General features: G+C 50.4%; 16 protein-coding genes. 15 read left to right on the top strand and 1 reads right to left on the bottom strand.

Annotation, left to right across the window (positions count from 1 at the left end):
- The first annotated feature begins 71 nt into the window (after positions 1-71).
- From msrP to P2W74_RS02085, 11 genes are all read left to right on the top strand, one after another.
- Positions 72-1076 (top strand): protein-methionine-sulfoxide reductase catalytic subunit MsrP, encoded by a 1005-nt coding sequence (msrP, locus tag P2W74_RS02135; RefSeq protein WP_276293710.1) that lies wholly within the window; start codon positions 72-74, stop codon positions 1074-1076.
- Positions 1077-1676: a protein-methionine-sulfoxide reductase heme-binding subunit MsrQ gene (gene msrQ, locus P2W74_RS02130; RefSeq protein WP_276293709.1), complete on the top strand. Its 600-nt coding sequence runs from the start codon at positions 1077-1079 to the stop codon at positions 1674-1676.
- Between the two features lie 393 nt (positions 1677-2069).
- Positions 2070-2540 (top strand): acetyl-CoA carboxylase biotin carboxyl carrier protein, encoded by a 471-nt coding sequence (gene accB, locus P2W74_RS02125; RefSeq protein WP_276293708.1) that lies wholly within the window; start codon positions 2070-2072, stop codon positions 2538-2540.
- A 10-nt stretch (positions 2541-2550) separates the two neighbouring features.
- Entirely contained in the window at positions 2551-3900 is a 1350-nt protein-coding gene (gene accC / locus P2W74_RS02120; protein WP_276293707.1) for an acetyl-CoA carboxylase biotin carboxylase subunit, read from the top strand.
- 107 nt (positions 3901-4007) lie between these two features.
- On the top strand, positions 4008-4250 hold the full coding sequence (locus P2W74_RS02115; RefSeq protein WP_192613676.1) for a YhdT family protein: 243 nt from the start codon (positions 4008-4010) through the stop codon (positions 4248-4250).
- The gene (gene panF / locus P2W74_RS02110) at positions 4240-5691 is read left to right on the top strand and encodes a sodium/pantothenate symporter (RefSeq protein ID WP_276293706.1); all 1452 of its coding nucleotides are present in this window, start codon (positions 4240-4242) and stop codon (positions 5689-5691) included. Before P2W74_RS02115 ends, panF begins: the two co-directional genes overlap by 11 nt.
- 11 nt (positions 5692-5702) lie before the next feature.
- Positions 5703-6584, top strand: coding sequence for a 50S ribosomal protein L11 methyltransferase (gene prmA, locus P2W74_RS02105; protein WP_276293705.1), 882 nt, complete (start codon positions 5703-5705; stop codon positions 6582-6584).
- Positions 6585-6943: 359 nt separating this feature from the next.
- Positions 6944-7909 carry a tRNA dihydrouridine synthase DusB gene (gene dusB, locus P2W74_RS02100; RefSeq protein ID WP_192613679.1) on the top strand — a complete coding sequence of 322 codons (966 nt, stop codon included), beginning with the start codon at positions 6944-6946 and terminating at the stop codon, positions 7907-7909.
- A 25-nt stretch (positions 7910-7934) separates the two neighbouring features.
- On the top strand, positions 7935-8231 hold the full coding sequence (gene fis, locus P2W74_RS02095; RefSeq protein WP_000462905.1) for a DNA-binding transcriptional regulator Fis: 297 nt from the start codon (positions 7935-7937) through the stop codon (positions 8229-8231).
- An 86-nt stretch (positions 8232-8317) separates the two neighbouring features.
- Positions 8318-9202, top strand: a complete 885-nt coding sequence (gene yhdJ / locus P2W74_RS02090; protein ID WP_276293704.1) for an adenine-specific DNA-methyltransferase — start codon at positions 8318-8320, stop codon at positions 9200-9202.
- A gap of 82 nt (positions 9203-9284) precedes the next feature.
- On the top strand, positions 9285-9449 hold the full coding sequence (locus P2W74_RS02085) for a DUF2556 family protein (protein WP_276293703.1): 165 nt from the start codon (positions 9285-9287) through the stop codon (positions 9447-9449).
- 37 nt (positions 9450-9486) lie between these two features.
- Here the strand turns inward: P2W74_RS02085 and envR are convergent, their stop codons facing one another.
- The gene (envR, locus tag P2W74_RS02080) at positions 9487-10149 is read right to left on the bottom strand and encodes an acrEF/envCD operon transcriptional regulator (RefSeq protein WP_276293702.1); all 663 of its coding nucleotides are present in this window, start codon (positions 10147-10149) and stop codon (positions 9487-9489) included.
- Between the two features lie 406 nt (positions 10150-10555).
- On the opposite strand from envR, the gene P2W74_RS02075 reads away from it, so the two are divergent.
- From P2W74_RS02075 to P2W74_RS02060, 4 genes are all read left to right on the top strand, one after another.
- Complete coding sequence (locus tag P2W74_RS02075) at positions 10556-11713, top strand: efflux RND transporter periplasmic adaptor subunit (RefSeq protein WP_276293701.1); 1158 nt, start codon at positions 10556-10558, stop codon at positions 11711-11713.
- An 11-nt stretch (positions 11714-11724) separates the two neighbouring features.
- On the top strand, positions 11725-14838 hold the full coding sequence (locus tag P2W74_RS02070) for an efflux RND transporter permease subunit (RefSeq protein ID WP_276293700.1): 3114 nt from the start codon (positions 11725-11727) through the stop codon (positions 14836-14838).
- Positions 14839-15107: 269 nt separating this feature from the next.
- Positions 15108-15329 carry a lipoprotein gene (locus tag P2W74_RS02065; protein ID WP_276293699.1) on the top strand — a complete coding sequence of 74 codons (222 nt, stop codon included), beginning with the start codon at positions 15108-15110 and terminating at the stop codon, positions 15327-15329.
- Positions 15330-15777: 448 nt separating this feature from the next.
- A complete protein-coding gene (locus P2W74_RS02060) occupies positions 15778-16803 on the top strand; it encodes an amino acid ABC transporter substrate-binding protein (RefSeq protein WP_276293698.1) in 1026 nt (341 codons plus the stop codon).
- Positions 16804-16864: the final 61 nt, after the last annotated feature.

Raw genomic sequence — 16864 nt, 5'->3', positions numbered from 1 at the left:
AGATTGACAGACTTCCTGCCATAGTAACTACGCGCCACCCGTGAGCCATGGCGCGTATACCGGGGTCTGTTATGAAAAGAATACGTCCATTTACAGAAGCCGATGTCACTGCCGAATCGGCTTTTTTTATGCAACGCCGCCAGGTCCTCAAAGCGTTAGGGATCAGCACCGCGGCCCTGTCACTGCCCGCCACTGCCCATGCCGATCTCCTGGATTGGTTTAAAGGCAACGATCGCCCGCCAGCACCTGCCGGTAAGCCGCTGAAGTTCAGTAAGCCTTCCGCCTGGCAAAACGATCTGCCGTTAACGCCAGCCGATAAAGTCTCCGGCTATAACAACTTCTACGAATTTGGCCTGGATAAAGCAGACCCGGCAGCGAATGCGGGTAGTCTGAAAACCGATCCCTGGACCCTGAAGATCAGCGGTGAGGTGGCGAAACCCTTAACGCTGGATCATGACGCGCTAACCACGCGTTTTCCGCTTGAAGAGCGCATTTACCGCATGCGTTGCGTTGAAGCGTGGTCCATGGTCGTCCCCTGGATTGGTTTTCCTCTGCATAAATTGCTGGCGCTGGTTGAACCCACCAGCAACGCCAAATATGTCGCGTTCGAAACCCTCTACGCGCCCGACCAAATGCCGGGGCAAAAAGATCGTTTTATTGGCGGAGGGCTGAAATATCCCTACGTTGAGGGACTGCGTCTGGATGAGGCGATGCACCCACTCACGCTGCTCACCGTGGGGGTATATGGCAAAGCGCTTCCCCCGCAAAACGGCGCCCCTATCCGTTTAACAGTGCCGTGGAAGTATGGTTTTAAAGGGATTAAGTCGATTGTGAGTATCAAATTGACCCGTGAACGCCCTCCTACCACCTGGAATCTGGCCGCCCCTAACGAGTACGGTTTTTATGCGAATGTGAACCCACAGGTCGATCACCCTCGCTGGTCGCAAGCGACAGAACGTTTTATCGGTTCAGGCGGTATTCTGGATGTGCAACGCCAGCCCACACTTCTGTTCAACGGTTATGCCGATGACGTTGCCGCTCTCTATCGCGGTTTGAATTTGCGGGAGAATTTCTAAGTGCGATTGTCGGTAAAACAGATAACCGGGCTGAAAGTGCTTTTACATCTCGCCGGTTTGTTACCGTTTTTGTGGCTCGTATGGGCAGTGAACAACGGGGGGCTAAGCGCTGACCCCGTCAAAGATATTCAACACTTTACCGGTAGGACTGCACTGAAATTCCTCCTGGCGACCTTGCTCGTCGCCCCTCTGGCGCGCTACGCTAAACAGCCATTATTGATACGCATCCGTCGCTTATTAGGACTATGGTGTTTCGCCTGGGCGACGCTGCATTTGACCAGCTATGCGACGCTGGAGTTAGGTATTAATAATCTTGCGCTGTTCGGCCGCGAATTGATTACGCGCCCCTATTTGGTGCTGGGGATTATCAGTTGGACTATATTGTTGGCCCTCACATTAACGTCCACGCAGGCTGCACAACGAAAACTGGGTAAACGCTGGCAACTTTTGCACAACTTCGTCTATCTTGTGGCGATTCTTGCGCCCATTCATTACCTGTGGTCGGTAAAAATTATCTCCCCGCAACCGGTCATTTATGCCCTGCTTGCGTTTGCGCTTTTGGCATGGCGTTACAAGAAGTTCCGCCAATGGTGGCGGTAGTTGCCCGATATGTGCGGCTTGTTGCAAAACACAGACTCTCTGATGGCGTTTACAGGTTAGCGGTTGATTATCTTCCCTGATAAGACCAGTATTTAGCTGCCAATTGCTACGAAATCGTTATAATGTGCGACCTTGGTTTCCCCGACAGTGTTTTTAAGCCGCTGAAAAGGTGACATTCGCGCATTGAAGGTATATTTTGTTTTTTGCCGGAGGATTGCAGAAGATCGCAGCACAATGTCCGACAAGTCTCATATAACAACGTGAGGCCAAATATACCGGCGTCCCGACATGACTGGAGATTCACTTGATTGCCAGCGTCCGGGACATACGCTTTACAGACGGCAGTAAAACGCCTGTCACAATCACACTAAACAAAGAGTACGGAACCCACTCATGGATATTCGTAAGATTAAAAAACTGATCGAGCTGGTTGAAGAATCAGGCATCTCCGAACTGGAAATTTCTGAAGGCGAAGAGTCTGTACGCATCAGCCGTGCAGCGCCAAATGCAGGTTTTCCTATGATGCAACAGGCTTATGCTGCGCCAATGATGCAACAGCCAGCTCTGTCTAACGCTGTCGCTCAGGCTGTAACTCCAAGCATGGAAGCCCCAGCAGCAGCTGAAATCAGTGGTCACATCGTACGTTCCCCGATGGTTGGTACCTTCTACCGCACTCCGAGCCCGGATGCAAAAGCGTTCATCGAAATCGGTCAGAAAGTTAACGCGGGCGATACCCTGTGCATCGTTGAAGCCATGAAAATGATGAACCAGATCGAAGCCGATAAATCCGGCGTGGTGAAAGCGATTCTGGTCGAAAGTGGTCAACCGGTAGAATTTGACGAGCCGCTGGTCGTCATCGAATAACGAGGCGAACATGCTGGATAAAATTGTTATCGCCAACCGCGGCGAGATCGCACTGCGTATTCTTCGTGCCTGTAAAGAACTGGGCATCAAGACGGTCGCTGTGCACTCAAGCGCGGATCGCGATTTAAAACACGTATTGTTGGCGGATGAGACGGTCTGTATTGGCCCGGCTCCGTCCGTAAAAAGCTATCTGAACATCCCGGCTATCATCAGCGCCGCTGAAATCACCGGCGCGGTGGCAATTCATCCGGGTTACGGCTTCCTCTCTGAGAACGCCAACTTTGCTGAACAAGTTGAACGCTCTGGCTTTATCTTCATCGGTCCGAAAGCCGACACCATCCGCCTGATGGGCGACAAAGTGTCTGCAATCACCGCAATGAAAAAAGCCGGTGTGCCAACCGTACCAGGTTCTGACGGCCCTCTGACTGACGATATGGATGCTAACCGTGCTCATGCTAAACGCATTGGCTACCCGGTTATCATCAAAGCGTCCGGCGGTGGCGGCGGTCGCGGTATGCGCGTTGTACGTAGCGATGCTGAACTGGCGCAGTCCATTTCCATGACCAAAGCTGAAGCGAAAGCCGCCTTCAGCAACGACATGGTTTACATGGAAAAATACCTGGAAAACCCACGCCACATCGAAATTCAGGTGCTGGCTGACGGTCAGGGTAACGCTATTTATCTGGCAGAACGTGACTGCTCCATGCAGCGTCGTCACCAGAAAGTGGTCGAAGAGGCTCCAGCACCGGGCATTACGCCGGAACTGCGTCGCTACATCGGCGAGCGCTGCTCTAAAGCGTGTGTCGATATCGGCTATCGCGGTGCGGGTACTTTCGAGTTCCTGTTCGAAAACGGCGAGTTCTACTTCATTGAAATGAACACCCGTATTCAGGTTGAACACCCGGTTACCGAAATGATCACCGGTGTTGACCTGATCAAAGAGCAGTTGCGTATTGCTGCCGGTCAGCCTCTGTCCATCAAACAGGACGAAGTTGTGGTTAAAGGCCATGCGGTAGAATGCCGTATCAACGCCGAAGACCCGAACACCTTCCTGCCAAGCCCGGGTAAAATCACGCGTTTCCACGCGCCGGGTGGCTTTGGTGTGCGTTGGGAATCTCATATCTACGCCGGTTACACCGTACCGCCGTACTATGACTCAATGATCGGTAAGCTTATCTGCTACGGCGAAAACCGTGATGTGGCGATTGCCCGCATGAAGAACGCCCTGCAAGAGCTGATCATCGACGGGATCAAAACCAACGTTGAACTGCAGATGCGTATCATGAGCGACGAGCACTTCCAGAATGGTGGAACCAACATCCACTATCTGGAGAAGAAACTCGGTCTGCAAAACAAGTAAGCATACGCTAACTGAAAAAGGCCGGATTATCCGGCCTTTTTTATTTCTGGGGATCGTAAAGCCCCATCATGTACAATCCCGCTTTCTTCATCCACAAGGGACAAAAAATGGACAAACGTTTTGTTCAGGCCCATAAAGAAGCGCGCTGGGCGCTGTGGCTGACCCTTTTATATTTGGCGGCTTGGTTAGTAGCTGCTTACTTACCTGATTCGGCGCTGGGCATTACCGGACTGCCACACTGGTTTGAAATGGCCTGTCTGTTAACGCCGCTGGTCTTTATTTTACTCTGCTGGGCAATGGTGAAATTTATCTATCGCGATATTCCTCTGGAGGATGACGATGCAGCTTGAAGTCATTTTGCCGCTTGTTGCTTATCTTCTGGTGGTCTTTGGCCTCTCGGTCTACGCCATGAGAAAAAGAGCCACTGGCAGCTTCCTGAATGAGTATTTTCTCGGTAGTCGCTCAATGGGGGGGGTTGTCCTGGCAATGACGCTGACCGCCACCTACATCAGCGCCAGTTCATTTATTGGCGGCCCCGGTGCCGCCTACAAGTACGGGCTGGGTTGGGTACTGCTGGCCATGATCCAGTTGCCTGCAGTCTGGCTCTCGCTGGGCATTCTCGGTAAAAAATTCGCTATTCTGGCACGGCGTTACAATGCCGTGACGCTTAACGATATGCTGTTTGCCCGTTACCAAAGCCGTCTTCTGGTGTGGCTGGCCAGTCTCAGTTTACTGGTGGCATTTGTGGGTGCAATGACCGTGCAGTTCATTGGCGGTGCGCGTCTGCTGGAGACGGCGGCGGGGATCCCCTACGACACCGGCTTGCTGATTTTTGGTATCAGTATCGCGCTGTACACTGCATTTGGCGGCTTTCGCGCCAGCGTGCTCAACGACACTATGCAAGGCATGGTGATGCTGATTGGCACAATCGTCCTGCTGGTAGGCGTGGTGCATGCTGCAGGCGGTTTAAGCCATGCCGTAGAAACCTTGCAAACGATCGATCCGAAGCTGGTTTCGCCACAGGGTGCGGACGATATTCTGTCGCCAGCCTTTATGACCTCGTTTTGGGTACTGGTCTGTTTCGGCGTTATCGGCCTGCCGCATACGGCGGTGCGCTGCATCTCCTATAAAGACAGTAAAGCGGTACACCGGGGAATCATTATCGGCACGATTGTGGTGGCGATCCTGATGTTCGGTATGCACCTGGCGGGTGCGTTAGGCCGTGCGGTCATCCCTGACCTGACGGTGCCCGATCTGGTTATCCCGACGCTGATGGTCAAAGTGTTACCTCCCTTTGCCGCAGGGATCTTTCTGGCGGCCCCTATGGCGGCGATCATGTCGACGATCAACGCCCAGTTGCTGCAAAGTTCCGCTACGATCATTAAAGATCTCTATCTGAACATTCGCCCGGAACAGATTGCCAATGAAACACGGCTCAAGCGGATGTCGGCGGTGATAACCCTTTTGCTGGGCGCGCTGCTACTCCTTGCCGCGTGGAAGCCGCCAGAGATGATCATCTGGCTGAATCTGCTGGCATTTGGCGGGCTGGAAGCGGTGTTCTTATGGCCGCTGGTACTCGGCCTGTACTGGGAACGTGCGAATGCGGCAGGGGCATTGAGCGCCATGATCGTCGGTGGCGTGCTGTATGCCGTACTGGCCACCTTTAATGTTCAGTACATGGGCTTCCATCCTATTGTGCCCTCGTTGCTGCTAAGTTTGTTGGCTTTCCTGGTCGGAAACCGTTTTGGTTCAACCGCCCCACAAGCCTCCGTATTGACTACTGATAAATAAAGAGTTTTGCTATGCCTTGGATCCAACTGAAACTGAATACCACCGGTGCGAATGCTGAAGAGTTAAGCGACGCTCTGATGGAAGCGGGCGCCGTTTCTATCACCTTCCAGGATACGCACGATACGCCGGTGTTTGAACCGTTGCCGGGCGAAACCCGTCTTTGGGGCGATACGGATGTGACTGGCCTTTTCGACGCCGAAACCGACATGAAAGAGGTGGTGGCCATCCTTGAGAATCACCCTCTGCTGGGCACTGGCTTCGTCCATAAAATCGAACAGCTCGAAGACAAAGACTGGGAGCGCGAATGGATGGATAACTTCCACCCGATGCGCTTTGGCGAACGTCTGTGGATTTGCCCAAGCTGGCGTGATGTTCCGGATGAAAACGCCGTTAACGTCATGCTGGACCCGGGTCTGGCGTTTGGTACCGGTACGCACCCTACCACCTCATTGTGCCTGCAATGGCTGGATGGACTTGATCTGAACGGTAAGACGGTTATCGACTTTGGCTGTGGCTCCGGCATTCTGGCCATTGCGGCCCTGAAGCTGGGTGCGGCAAAAGCGATCGGTGTGGATATTGACCCACAGGCCATTCAGGCCAGCCGTGACAATGCCCAACGTAATGGCGTCTCTGACCGCCTGGAACTCTATCTGCCGCAAGACCAGCCAGAAGCCATGAAAGCCGATGTCGTCGTGGCAAACATCCTGGCAGGCCCATTACGCGAACTGGCACCGTTAATCAGCGTGCTGCCCTCTGAGGGCGGTTTACTGGGACTTTCTGGCATTCTCGCCAGTCAGGCAGACAGTGTTTGTGAAGCGTACGCCGATCTCTTTACCCTCGACCCCGTGGTAGAGAAAGAAGAATGGTGTCGTATTACCGGTCGTAAAAAGTAATACATTCGGCGTGGTTATTCGACCACGCCTCTTGCCCCGAGAGGTGGGCGGGATTGTCCTGTAATGAGGCCGCGATCACAGAGTCAGACGATAATTTGCTGATTAATTCAGCAGATTATCTTGTTTGCGCACTTCTCAATGAAGAAAAAATGAGAAGTTACGCAAAATTGCAGACGTATAAATTTCCCGCGTAAATTTATAACTCAATGATTTATATAATCTATTAATAATTACCGTCCGCTTTAACTGCGATTCTTTGATCCACCTCAGAGGATTGGTCAAAGTTTGGCCTTTCATCTCGGGCAAAAAATGCGTAATATACGCCGCCTTGCAGTCACAGTATGGTCATTTCTTAACTCATGCGCATCGGACAATACCAGCTTAGAAATCGCCTGATCGCAGCGCCCATGGCTGGCATTACTGACAGACCTTTTCGGACGCTGTGTTATGAGATGGGAGCAGGTTTAACAGTATCTGAGATGATGTCTTCTAACCCGCAAGTGTGGGAAAGCGACAAATCTCGTTTACGGATGGTGCACGTTGATGAGCCAGGAATTCGCACGGTGCAAATTGCCGGTAGCGACCCTGTTGAAATGGCTGATGCCGCACGTATTAACGTGGAAAGCGGCGCCCAAATTATTGATATCAATATGGGGTGTCCGGCTAAAAAAGTGAATCGCAAGCTTGCAGGTTCAGCCCTACTACAGTACCCGGATCTCGTGAAGTCGATACTCAACGAGGTCGTCAGTGCTGTGGACGTTCCTGTCACTCTCAAGATTCGCACCGGTTGGGCTCCGGAACACCGTAACTGCGTAGAGATTGCCCAACTGGCTGAAGACTGTGGCATTCAGGCTCTGACCATTCATGGACGCACCCGCGCCTGTCTGTTCAATGGAGACGCTGAGTACGACAGCATTCGGACAGTTAAGCAGAAAGTTTCCATTCCGATTATCGCGAATGGCGACATAACTGACCCGCATAAAGCCAGAGCTGTACTCGACTATACGGGGGCGGATGCCCTTATGATAGGCCGTGCTGCTCAGGGAAGACCCTGGATCTTTCGGGAAATCCAGCATTATCTGGACACTGGGGAGCTGCTACCCCCCCTGCCTCTGGCAGAGGTTAAGCGCTTGCTTTGCGCGCATGTTCGGGAACTGCATGACTTTTATGGTCAGGCAAAAGGGTACCGAATTGCACGTAAACACGTCTCCTGGTATCTCCAGGAGCACGCTCCAAATGACCAGTTTCGGCGCACATTCAACGCCATTGAGGATGCCAGCGAACAGCTGGTGGCGTTGGAGGCATACTTCGAAAATTTTGCGTAAACAGAAATAAAGAGCTGACAGAACTATGTTCGAACAACGCGTAAATTCTGACGTACTGACCGTTTCTACCGTTAACTCTCAGGATCAGGTAACCCAAAAACCCCTGCGTGACTCGGTTAAACAGGCACTGAAGAACTATTTTGCTCAACTGAATGGTCAGGATGTGAATGACCTCTATGAGCTGGTACTGGCTGAAGTAGAACAGCCCCTGTTGGACATGGTGATGCAATACACCCGTGGTAACCAGACCCGCGCTGCCCTGATGATGGGCATCAACCGTGGTACGCTGCGTAAAAAATTGAAAAAGTACGGCATGAACTAATTTCGATTAGCTAATTGCTTGTGTAAAAAGGCGCTACTCGGCATGGGGAAGCGCCTTTTTTATTCGCATCACACAGGAGTTTAACCATGAATGCTGGATTTGCCCCTAACTACTATGGCGATGAATCTAAAAAAATAATCCATGGTGATGCGCTGACTGAACTGAAAAAACTGCCTTCCGGCAGCGTCGACCTTATCTTTGCCGATCCCCCTTACAACATCGGAAAAGACTTCGATGGCATGGTCGAATCATGGAACGAAGAGGTTTTTCTTGCCTGGCTGTTCGAATGTATTGATGAGTGCCACCGGGTCCTGAAGAAACAGGGCACGATGTACATCATGAACAGCACCGAAAACATGCCGCATATCGATCTTAAATGCAGAAAACTGTTTGATATTAAAAGCCGTATCGTATGGTCATACGACAGCTCAGGCGTGCAGGCTAAAAATTTCTTTGGTTCGATGTATGAGCCGATCCTGATGATGGTCAAAGACCCCAAAAGTTATACCTTCAACCGGGAAGACATTTTGGTTGAAACCAAAACCGGCGCTAAAAGAGCGCTGATCGATTACAGGAAAAATCCGCCGCAACCCTACAATCAGCAAAAGGTTCCCGGAAATGTCTGGGACTTCCCACGCGTACGTTTCCTGATGGATGAATACGAAAACCATCCAACGCAAAAACCCACGGCACTGTTAAAGCGGATCGTGCTGGCCTCCTCAAATCCGGGTGATACCGTCCTGGATCCGTTTGCGGGGAGTTTCACCACCGGAGCCGTCGCGGTGGACGCCGGGCGAAAATTTATCGGCATCGAAGTCAATAATGAATACGTCAAAATGGGTCTGCGAAGACTACGCATCAGTTCGCATTATTCGGAAAAAGACCTTGAAAAAATGAAAAAGCGGAAGACGAAAAACCTGTCGAAAAAGAGCCGTAATATAGAAACAACGGGGATGGATTCAACGAATTAAAAGCATTGTAAGTCTGCTTTTCCGCCACACAATTTCATGTATATTCCCTGCACGCTCGGGCATGAATACTCAGGGTTTGGTAATGATTCGCAAATATTGGTGGCTGGTTGTTTTTGCCGTTTCGGTTTTCCTGTTTGATGCATTACTCATGCAATGGATCGAACTGATGACCTCAGAATATGACAAGTGCCGTAATATGAACTCCGTCAATCCCCTCAAACTGGTCAAATGTGCCGACCTCCAGTAAGGACTGGGCATCCGACTCACTCATGTTCGATGAAAAATTATGCCTCCTCAACACAGTTGTCGCTCTGCATCAATTGCATCACGCAACCCTCCGGGCTTAGCATTCTCAGGACATTATCGACTAGCACAGGCGCCTGGTTGTAGAGATCATAACTTGCCGGATTCATTAACCAGTTTTTTACTATTCCGCTAAAACTACCATGCAGAATAATTAATATGACGTCTAAATCAAGACAGATTGAAATCAAATTTTTCGCCATGCATTGTTGCAAGAGTTCACGCATTGTTTGATGACTGAAGCCAATTTTCTCTCGAATTTCCTGCTCTGATGTCATGCCGTTATGAAATTCACATTTGTGATATAAAATTTGCAATAACGCCTGCTGCCTTGGGTTTTCTGCAATATATTGTAACCCGGCAACTAATTTCTCACGCAGGTCCTGTAAAGGATTATCTCCAGGGTAAGATGTTAATCTGTCCTGAATAAGATCGCGCAGTGCGGGTTGTTGCAACCACAACTCATTAAAAAGCTGGTTCTTATTCTCAAAATGCCAATAGATAGCCCCACGAGTGACGTTCGCCGCATCCGCGATATCGTTTAAGGTGGTGTTGCCTACACCGCGCAAGGCAAACTGCGTAATTGCCGTTTCAATCAAGTGTTGCCGGGTCTTGAGGGCATCAGCTTTCGTTTTTTTAACCATGATTCAGCGTGTCTGGGACAGAGTAAGTGGCGATAAAGAGATGATTAAGACAATCTCATAATATCTTTAATAGTGAAGGAATGTATCACTTACTTTTAATTAAGCACTAAATATTCAAAAAAAACAATAAATGGAACGCATATAAAAATGTTAGATATTCATAACACAAATATAAATTTCAAGATGTGTTAATAAACATCAAAGCTTTACCTCCCCAATCATTTAAAGAATGCAAAATGTTAATCTTTTTTTGTGTTTCCGTGCCGTTGGTAGCGCAACGAAATAAGTATTGCTTACATCGCAAGCTAATAATTTGTAGGATAGCCAACTGTTATTTTATTTGTACACGTTAACGCCTTACCGTTACCCGGTAAATAACGAGCTTTTGGTTTTTTAAGGAACAGTAATGACGAAATATGCCAGGTTTTCACTCCTGCCCTCATTCATCATAATCTCTGCTGCGTTACTTGCCGGTTGTAACGATCAAGGGGAAACACAGATGAATCCCGCTGAACCACAAGTCACCGTTCATGTGGTCGAATCCGCACCTCTCGCTATCACCACCGAGCTGCCTGGACGCACGGCCTCATTTCGAATTGCAGAGGTACGCCCTCAGGTGAGTGGGATTGTACTCAAAAGGAATTTTACTGAAGGCAGCGATATTGAAGCCGGTCAGTCGCTTTACCAGATCGATCCCGCGACGTATCAGGCCGATTACAACAGCGCCAAAGGTGAACTGGCAAAAAGTGAAGCTGCGGCCACAATCGCGCATTTAACCGTGAAACGTTACGTTCCGTTAGTGGGAACAAAATACATCAGCCAGCAAGAGTACGATCAGGCCATTGCTGATGCTCGCCAGGCCGATGCGGCGGTAGTTGCGGCAAAAGCAGCTGTTGAGAGCGCACACATCAACCTTGCTTACACTAAAGTGACATCGCCAATTAGCGGACGGATTGGCAAATCCAGCGTAACCGAAGGCGCTCTGGTGACCAATGGTCAGTCAACTGCACTGGCGACCGTGCAGCAGCTTGATCCGATTTATGTGGATGTGACGCAATCCAGCAACGACTTTATGCGCCTCAGACAGTCAGTTGAACAAGGAAGCCTGCACAAAGACAATACCCGCAGCGATGTTGAGCTTGTCATGGAGAATGGTCAGGTATATCCGTTGAAAGGTACCCTGCAATTCTCTGATGTGACGGTTGACGAAAGCACCGGCTCAATAACGCTAAGAGCCGTTTTTCCTAACCCTCAACACACCCTGCTTCCCGGCATGTTTGTTCGCGCGCGTATTGATGAAGGAACCCAGCCTAATGCCATTCTCGTTCCGCAACAGGGTGTAACTCGCACGCCTCGCGGCGATGCCACCGTGATGGTAGTCAACAAACAAAGTCAGGCAGAAACCCGTGCCGTTATCGCCACGCAGGCGATTGGCGATAAATGGCTCATCAGTGAAGGCTTGCAACCCGGTGACAACGTCATTGTTAGCGGATTACAGAAAGTTCGCCAGGGTGTCCATGTCAAGGCAACCACCGATGCTCCGACAGCCGATTCGGCGCAATAAGGTAACAGGACATGGCTAATTTTTTTATTAATCGCCCTATCTTTGCCTGGGTACTGGCTATCATTCTGATGATGGCCGGCGCCCTGGCAATAATACAGCTACCTGTTGCGCAGTACCCCACCATTGCGCCCCCAGCAGTTGCTGTTTCCGCGACTTACCCAGGCGCGGATGCACAAACCGTGCAGGACACGGTGACCCAGGTTATCGAACAAAATATGAATGGCATCGATAACCTGATGTATATGTCATCCACCAGCGACTCTTCCGGAAGCGTGACGATCACGCTGACATTCCAGTCCGGCACCGACCCTGATATTGCGCAAGTTCAGGTGCAGAACAAACTGCAACTGGCCATGCCTCTCCTGCCTCAGGAAGTACAACAGCAGGGCATTAGCGTCGAAAAATCCAGCAGCAGCTTCCTTCTTGTGGCGGGATTCGTTTCCGACAACAAGAGTCTGACGCAGGATGACATTTCCGATTATGTCGCGTCTAACGTCAAGGATGCCATCAGCCGCACCTCGGGCGTGGGTGACGTGCAACTGTTTGGTGCGCAGTATGCCATGCGTATCTGGCTCGACAGCAACGCGCTGAATAAGTATCAACTCACGCCGCTGGACGTTATCAATCAGCTAAAAACGCAGAATAACCAGATTGCTGCAGGTCAGTTAGGGGGAACCCCCTCCATAGCAGATCAGCAGTTGAACGCATCCATCATTGCTCAGACGCGGCTGAAAACACCGGAGGAGTTTGGTCGTATCACGCTGAAGGTGAACCAGGATGGTTCGATGGTCCACCTCAAAGAGGTGGCCCGTATTGAACTCGGCGGCGAAAACTACAATATGGTGACCAAAATTAATGGTCAGGCGGCGACAGGTCTGGGGATTAAGCTGGCAACCGGCGCCAATGCGCTGAATACGGCTGCGGCGATCAAATCAAAACTCGCCGAATTACAGCCTTTTTTCCCGCAAGGTTTAAAGGTCGTTTACCCGTATGACACCACCCCCTTTGTAAAAATCTCGATTCACGAAGTGGTGAAGACACTGTTTGAAGCCATTATCCTTGTCTTCCTGGTCATGTATCTGTTTTTACAAAACCTGCGCGCCACGTTAATTCCAACCATCGCTGTGCCGGTCGTTCTGTTGGGCACATTCGCCGTGCTGGCAGCCTTCGGATTTTCGATCAATACCCTGACGATGTTCGGGATGGTTCTCGCCATCGGCTTGCTGGTTGATGACGCCATCGTAGTGGTAGAGAACGTCGAACGCGTGATGGTGGAAGATAAGCTGCCGCCGAAAGAGGCAACGCAGAAATCCATGGAACAGATACAGGGTGCGCTGGTCGGTATTGCGATGGTGCTCTCTGCGGTGTTTGTCCCGATGGCGTTCTTCGGTGGATCGACAGGCGCAATTTATCGCCAGTTCTCATTGACCATCGTGTCTGCGATGGCGCTTTCAGTGCTTGTCGCGCTCATTCTGACCCCTGCCCTTTGCGCCACGTTGCTCAAACCGGCATCTGGCGAACATCACGAAAAGAAAGGCGGCATCTTCGGCTGGTTTAACGCGCTATTTGATAAGAGCGTTGATCACTACAGCAGCAGCGTGAGCGGTATTCTACGCAAGACAGGACGTTATCTGTTGGTGTATGTCCTTATTGTCGGTGGAATGGCCATCCTGTTCCTGCGGCTGCCAACCTCCTTTCTTCCAGAGGAAGATCAGGGCGTTTTCATGACGATGGTACAGCTACCGGCAGGCGCGACGCAGGATCGTACACAAAAAGTTCTGGATCAAATTCAGGATTATTATCTGAAACAGGAAAAAGCCAACGTTGAGTCCGTCTTCACCGTCAATGGATTCAGCTTCAGCGGTCAGGGGCAAAACTCCGGTATCGTCTTTATTAGTCTTAAACCATGGGAAGAGCGCTCTGGAGAAGAAAATGGCGTAGGTGCGATCGTGGTGCGTGCGACTAAAGCCTTCAGCCAGATCAAAGACGGGCTTGTATTTCCGTTTAACCTCCCAGCCATTATCGAATTAGGTACGGCAACGGGTTTTGACTTTGAGTTGATCGACCAGGCCAACCTCGGCCATACAGAACTCACCAATGCGCGAAATCAGCTATTGGGCATGGTGAAAGAACATCCGGATTTGCTGGTACGTGTGCGTCCTAATGGCCTGGAAGATACCCCGCAATTCAAGCTGGAAATCGATCAGGAAAAAGCACAAGCGCTGGGTGTGAGTCTGTCCGATATCAACCAGACGATCTCCACCGCGCTCGGTGGCACCTACGTGAATGACTTTATCGATCACGGTCGGGTGAAAAAAGTATACGTACAGGCGGATGCGCCGTTCCGCATGCTGCCCAGCGACATCAATAATTTCTATGTGCGCAGCGCAAATGGCGAAATGGTGCCGTTCTCAACCTTCAGTTCAGCGCACTGGGTATATGGTTCGCCGCGTCTGGAACGCTACAATGGTATGCCGTCAATGGAACTGCTGGGTGAAGCAGCGCCTGGCAGAAGTACGGGCGAGGCCATGGTACTGATGGAAAGTCTGGCAGCCAAACTCCCAGGTGGGATTGGCCACGACTGGACGGGTATGTCATACCAGGAACGTCTTTCTGGAAACCAGGCACCCGCACTGTATGCAATCTCGTTAATCGTGGTCTTTCTCTGTCTTGCCGCACTGTATGAAAGCTGGTCCATTCCATTCTCGGTCATGCTGGTGGTACCGCTCGGTGTGGTCGGTGCGCTTCTGGCGGCATCGCTTCGCGGAATGAACAATGACGTGTACTTCCAGGTTGGCCTGCTAACGACGATCGGGCTTTCAGCCAAAAACGCCATTTTGATTGTCGAGTTTGCCAAGGATCTGATGGAAAAAGAGGGGCGCGGATTAATTGAAGCAACGCTCGAAGCATCACGTATGCGTCTGCGTCCTATTCTGATGACATCCCTCGCCTTCATTCTGGGGGTTATGCCATTGGTTATCAGTCATGGTGCCGGTAGCGGTGCGCAAAATGCGGTAGGAACAGGCGTGATGGGAGGGATGCTTACGGCGACATTGCTGGCCATCTTCTTTGTGCCTGTGTTCTTCGTCGTGGTGAAACGCCGCTTCAACCGACATCACGATTAATTTGTAAATAAAGGCGCCTCCGGGCGTCTTTTTACAAAATAATCTCCTCCTTATTTATTAAACAGATAGTCATTTATTTTTCTCTATTTCATCCCGATAACGTTCTCTCAACCGGCTTGTTTCTCCATTATGTTTACAATTCACACGAATTGAGATTATTCCCTATGCCAGCCGCTTTTTAAGTGGTGGTAAAATAACCACGAGTTCGCAGATGGCCTGGCATTTGTCTTTGCTGTATTTCGCGAAACGTTTATTTTTGAGGTAACACCATGAAAAGATTAATTTCAGTGACATTGCTCGCCGCATTACTGGCGGGCTGTGCACATGATTCCCCTTGCGTACCCGTGTATGATGATCAGGGCCGTCTGGTTCATACCAATACCTGTATGAAGGGGACCACTCAGGATAACTGGGAAACTGCAGGGGCTGTCGCCGTAGGGGCTGCCGCCGTGGCTGGCATGACGATGGGGATCATCGCGCTGTCCAAATAAATGTTAAAAGCGCGGCATTGCCGCGCTTTTAACGTCAAAGAAATAATCTTCATATAAGACAAAATGTTGGCTTCGTTTTAATCCCTGATTTTTAATTATTCGTTTTACTTACAGAGTACAGCGATAAATTTAGCAACCAAAACTCTCGCAACTATCCTCATTTTTTCTACATTCTTACCCTGTCAATTTTCACGCCCGAAATCATTATTCAACACATCACCTGAAATTTAAATATTTTGCTCCAAAATGTGGCTTACGTTTCAATTTCGCACCATTTCAGGGCGCTGCATTTATTTTTTCCTGTCTACACTCAGACATATTGCGTTAGAGATTCGAACGCAAAACCTGGCACCACCTTTGCTTAAAAGAGTATGGCCAGAGCCACAGACAGGTAAAAGGCGTTTCCAGAACGTCTCTCAATAACAATAATTTCGCCACAGGATGCATTATGAAAAAGATGATGATAGCCAGCGTAGCTGCAGCCGGCGTGCTGCTTGCGGTTGCAAATCAGGCACATGCCGGAGCAACTCTGGATGCTGTGAAGAAAAAAGGTTTCGTACAATGTGGTATCAGTGACGGCCTGCCTGGTTTTTCTTACGCTGACGCGAACGGTAAATTTTCGGGTATTGATGTCGATGTTTGCCGTGGTGTCGCCGCCGCAGTATTTGGCGATGATACAAAAGTAAAATACACCCCGCTCACGGCAAAAGAACGTTTTACTGCGTTGCAGTCTGGCGAAGTTGATATGTTATCCCGCAATACCACCTGGACCTCTTCCCGCGACGCCGGCATGGGCATGTCTTTCACCGGTGTGACTTACTACGATGGCATCGGTTTCCTTACGCATAATAAAGCAGACCTGAAGAGCGCCAAAGAGCTGGACGGTGCGACCGTTTGTATCCAGGCGGGAACCGATACTGAACTCAATGTGGCCGATTACTTCAAGGCCAATAACATGAAATACACACCGGTGACTTTCGACCGCTCTGACGAATCAGCCAAAGCGCTGGAATCAGGTCGTTGCGATACATTAGCTTCCGACCAGTCTCAACTGTATGCCCTGAGGATCAAACTCAGCAATCCGACTGAATGGATAGTGTTGCCGGAAGTCATTTCAAAAGAACCGCTGGGACCTGTCGTTCGCCGTGGCGACGATGAGTGGTTCTCTGTCGTCCGCTGGACGCTCTTTGCCATGCTGAACGCTGAGGAAATGGGCGTGAACTCGAAGAACGTAGATGAAAAAGCCGCTAACCCGGCAACACCTGATATGGCGCATCTGCTGGGTAAAGAAGGGGATTACGGCAAGGATCTTAAGCTCGATAACAAATGGGCTTACAACGTCATTAAGCAAGTGGGGAACTACGCGGAGATCTTTGAACGTAACGTGGGATCGGAAAGCCCCCTGAAGATCAAACGTGGTCAGAATAATCTCTGGAACAACGGCGGCATTCAGTATGCCCCTCCCGTACGCTAATCCGATGTGATGTAACGGGCGCCGCGACCAGGCGGCGCTCAGCCAAGAGTCATGGTTTCCG

Origin of the sequence: Citrobacter enshiensis, from assembly GCF_029338175.1 — a bacterium.
In the GTDB taxonomy this organism is placed as follows: domain Bacteria; phylum Pseudomonadota; class Gammaproteobacteria; order Enterobacterales; family Enterobacteriaceae; genus Citrobacter_D; species Citrobacter_D enshiensis.
The sequence above is the reverse complement of the archived record's forward strand: the minus strand, read 5'-3'. Positions and strand labels throughout refer to the sequence as shown.